At 46.8% G+C, this 3,151-nt stretch carries 3 protein-coding genes; all 3 read left to right on the top strand.

The genetic code is table 11. From position 1 onward, the window contains the following. The coding region (locus tag VF500_RS22340) for a RagB/SusD family nutrient uptake outer membrane protein (RefSeq protein WP_330861797.1) at positions 1–1,274 on the top strand (1,274 nt) is incomplete at its 5' end. 13 nt (positions 1,275–1,287) lie between these two features. Continuing rightward, complete coding sequence (locus VF500_RS22335; protein ID WP_330861796.1) at positions 1,288–2,370, top strand: SusE domain-containing protein; 1,083 nt, start codon at positions 1,288–1,290, stop codon at positions 2,368–2,370. A gap of 51 nt (positions 2,371–2,421) precedes the next feature. Beyond that, a partial coding sequence (locus VF500_RS22330; protein ID WP_330861795.1) for an alpha-amylase family glycosyl hydrolase occupies positions 2,422–3,151 on the top strand: 730 nt, incomplete at its 3' end.

The raw sequence follows: 3,151 nt of genomic DNA, 5'->3' as shown, positions 1-3,151 counted from the left end.
ACTCCTTTTCATCGGACGAGCAGGTGATCCCACACCGCAACACCGGCGACTGGCAGCTTGACTTTGCCCAGCTATATCAGCGCCAATGGCTGCCAAGTGCATCTATCATCGGCAACACCTGGAGCTGGCTTTACAAATCGGTTTATACAGCCAACCTGGCTATTGATCAGTTAACACAGGCCAAAGCCGATGAATCAAAAATTGCAGAGGCTAAAGTATTGCGCGCTTGGTTTTACTATTTGCTGATAGATGATTTTGGCGATGTGCCATTTTACACCGATAACAATGTAACGGTTGATAAAATCCCGCAGGCAAAACGCAAGGATGTTTATGATTTCATAGTAAAGGAATTGACCGAAAACGTTGACAAGCTATCTGAAACCAAGGGTGGTGTTTACTATGGCCGTTTCAACAAATGGGCAGGCTACACTTTATTGGCTAAAGTTTACTTAAATGCCGAAGTATATACAGGTACTCCAAAATGGAACGAATGCCTTGCTGCCTGTAACAAGGTAGCATCGGGCGGTTATTCGCTGCATCCCGGTGCTGCTAACGCCGCAAGCCCGGTTGGTTACCAGTATTATGAGCTTTTTGGCGATAAGTTGCCCGATGATGAAACCATCCTGGCTATTTATGTTACCGAAAATATTGTATCGCGCAATATTTACACCATCAGGAGCCTGAATGGAGCCAATGGTTTGGCACTGATCGGGTTCAGCGGCTGGAATGGTACCATTATTCCTAAAGAATACTATGACAAGTTTGATGCGAACGATATCCGCAGGAAACAATTTTTAGTTGGCTCACAGGCCGGCGGTGTTACTTATACTGCTGATGTGACTTCGCTGGATAATCCCGGCGCAGGCCCCAATGAAGGCATCCGCGATATCAAGTTCTTCCCGGTTAAACCGGCCGATGGCAGCGGCGAATCAAACGATTTCCCGATCTACCGTTATGCCGATATCCTGTTAATGCAGGCCGAATGTAATGTGCGTTTGGGTAACGCGGCGGCGGCCAAACCATTTGTTGACCAGGTGAGGGTACGTGCTGGTTTAAGTGCCTTATCGGCCAGCCCAACGCTTGATAACGTTTATGACGAGCGCGGTTTTGAACTAAACTGGGAAGGCCACCGTAGGCAGGATATGATCAGGTTTAACAAGTTTACCCTGGCTCATGGTTTTGTACCTGCCGTAGGCGATTTCAGGAAACTGTTCCCGATACCTACCAGTGCGCTTAATTCTAACCCCGGCTTAAAACAAAATCCAGGCTACTAAATCCTATCACATTATGAAAAAATTAATCAATTTCAGCATAATACTGGTATCCTGCATGGCCATTGCCTGTAAAAAGGATGCCAAATTAACCGTACTCCAACCTGTAGGTTTTGATTCGTCCATCAAGGCATCAACCGGAACTGTGACTCTTTCGGTTGCTACTGATGATGCTTCGGTAATTACCTTTTCATGGCCCGCGGTTGTTTACCCCATCAAGGCTTCGGTAACCTATACTTTACAGGTTGATGTTCCGGCTGATACCGTGGGCACCACAGCCTGGGCAAATGCCAAAAACATCGTTGTGGGCGATGACGTACTTTCCAAATCATACAAAGGGTCGGATTTGAACACACTTGCTATTTCTATGGGTGTTGAGCCCAACACAACAGGAAAACTCGTATTCAGGACCCAGGCCACACAGGACAGGAACGCCTATACCAAGGGCCTTGCAGTAACCATAAGCCCTTACCAGGTGTTTACCGGTTTCCCGGCATTATATGTTCCGGGCGATTACCAGGGCTGGTTGCCGAGTACCGCACCTTCGGTTGTGGCTTTACAGTCCAACAAAATTTATGAGGGTTATGTGTACTTCCCGGCAGGGGGCACCTATCACTTCAAATTTACAAGTGATAAAGACTGGAACCATATCAACTACGGCTACGCCGGTGATGGCAAATTATCAACAGATGGTTTAGCCGGTGACCTGGTATTGCCGGAAGCTGGCTATTACGAACTATCGGCCAATACCAATAACCTCACCTGGACATATACAAAAACCACCTGGAGTATTCTGGGGGATGCTTCGCCGGGAGGATGGAGTACCGACACCCAAATGACCTACGACGCAAGCAAACAGGTTTGGACATTAACCTGCGATATGCTATCATCAGGCTCATTCAAGTTCAGGGCTAACAATGCCTGGAATATCGATTTCGGTATCACCAAAGATACCGGGAAGCTAACCTATGCCGATAGCCCGGTGTATGGCTACAATGGTAATTTGGATAACCTGAGCGTGCCATCGAGCGGTAATTATACCATCACGCTCGATCTGCACGATCCTAATAATTACAAGTACACTTTACATAAAAACTAATCATGGTAAGGCGGCACCGCGGGGTGCTGCCTTACTTTAATTTCTGATGAGATGAAATTTAAAACCACCCGTACTATCATGATCAATGCCCTGCTTATTTGCCTTGTTTCGTTATTGAGTTTCTGTAAAAAAGATAGCAACAGCACGCCGGTAAACAGTACACCGTATACCCAATATGGTACTCCCTTTGCCAATGTGCCCAGTCCGCAGGATGCCATTATTTACCAGGTGAATATCCGGGCCTTTAGCACCGATGCCTCATTGAAAGGTGTTACCGCCCGTTTAGATTCAATTAAAGCGTTAGGCGTAAACGTGGTTTACCTGATGCCGGTTACCCCGGTTGGTTTACTGAAATCTGCCGGAGGCTTAGGCTCGCCTTATGCTGTGAAGGATTACAAAGCTGTTAACCCCGAGTTTGGCAACATGGATGATCTGAAAGCTTTGGTAGATGCCGCGCATAATAAAAACATGGCTGTAATACTGGATTGGGTTGCCGACCATACCTCATGGGATAACGCCTGGATCAGCAACAAAAGCTGGTACAAACAGGATGCAAGCGGTAATATCATTCCGCCTACCGGTACCAACTGGACAGATGTTGCCGCCCTTAACTATGATAACCAGGATATGCGCAAAGCCATGATCGATGCTATGCAGTATTGGGTTTACAATGCCAATATCGATGGTTTCCGTTGTGATGCTGCCGATTTTGTTCCTTTTGATTTTTGGAAACAGGCCAACGACGCCTTGAAAACCATCACTACGCACAAACTGCTGATGT

It is taken from the genome of Mucilaginibacter sp. (genome assembly GCF_036383575.1).
Classification (GTDB): domain Bacteria; phylum Bacteroidota; class Bacteroidia; order Sphingobacteriales; family Sphingobacteriaceae; genus Mucilaginibacter.
The sequence above is the reverse complement of the archived record's forward strand: the minus strand, read 5'-3'. Positions and strand labels throughout refer to the sequence as shown.